Genomic DNA, 924 nt, shown 5'->3' with positions numbered 1-924 from the left:
TAACTACGGCTGAAAAGGTACTTAAGCCTCCTTTCGGCTCCTTTATCTCACTTTAAGGAGCATTTTGTGAGAATGAATAGTATGCAGTTACAAACTGCCTAGGTAATCCTGATTTTTACTTTATTGGCAGGCAAACGACCACTTTTCATCAACCGATTGAATTCATTGCTCTTCTACCCCCTTTTTGACTAAACTATACATAGATCTGGATAAACCTAACCCGTAATGAATGCCCAATTTTGTCCCTCAAAACAAAAAGTCAGATGGACATCAAAAACAGCACGATACTCATTACCGGCGGAACCAGTGGCATTGGTCTGGAACTGGCTAAACAGCTACTGACCCAGGGCGCTTCTACCCTTATCATTACCGGCCGGGACGCCGACAGGCTCAGTAAAATTCAAACAGAACTCCCTCAGATTTATACCATTCAGAGTGATGTCAGTAAATCAGAAGATATTAGAAACTTATATACCTTCGTAACCAAGCAGTTTCCGACCCTCAATATGATCATCAATAACGCGGGTATCATGCGCAACCTTGACTTGCGGGACGCTAGTCTGAGCTTGGAGAATATAACCGCTGAGATCGATATAAATCTTTCCGGTATCATTCGAATGGTGCATCAATTCCTTCCCCATCTACTGACCAAGCCGTCGGCTGCCATCGTGAATGTCTCTTCGGGTTTAGCGTTCATTCCTTTTCCGGTATCGCCAATTTATAGTGCTGCCAAGGCAGGCGTTCACGCCTACACACAGGTATTACGGCTGCAATTAAAAGAAACCAACGTAGAGGTCATTGAATTGGCCCCACCCGCCACCGACACACCTTTGGGCGACCCGTTCAAAGGGTTGGTCGATAGCGGGATGAATATGAAAACGGATAAACTAGTTAAGCTCGCCATTAAAGGCATGATGAAGGGTA

General features: G+C 44.8%; 1 protein-coding gene. It reads left to right on the top strand.

Translation table 11 applies throughout. From position 1 onward, the window contains the following. Positions 1 to 263: 263 nt before the first annotated feature. A partial coding sequence (locus ACFS25_RS27160) for an SDR family oxidoreductase (RefSeq protein WP_381507594.1) occupies positions 264 to 924 on the top strand: 661 nt, incomplete at its 3' end.

The organism is Spirosoma flavum, from assembly GCF_042686045.1.
Lineage (GTDB): Bacteria > Bacteroidota > Bacteroidia > Cytophagales > Spirosomataceae > Spirosoma > Spirosoma flavum.
The sequence above is the reverse complement of the archived record's forward strand: the minus strand, read 5'-3'. Positions and strand labels throughout refer to the sequence as shown.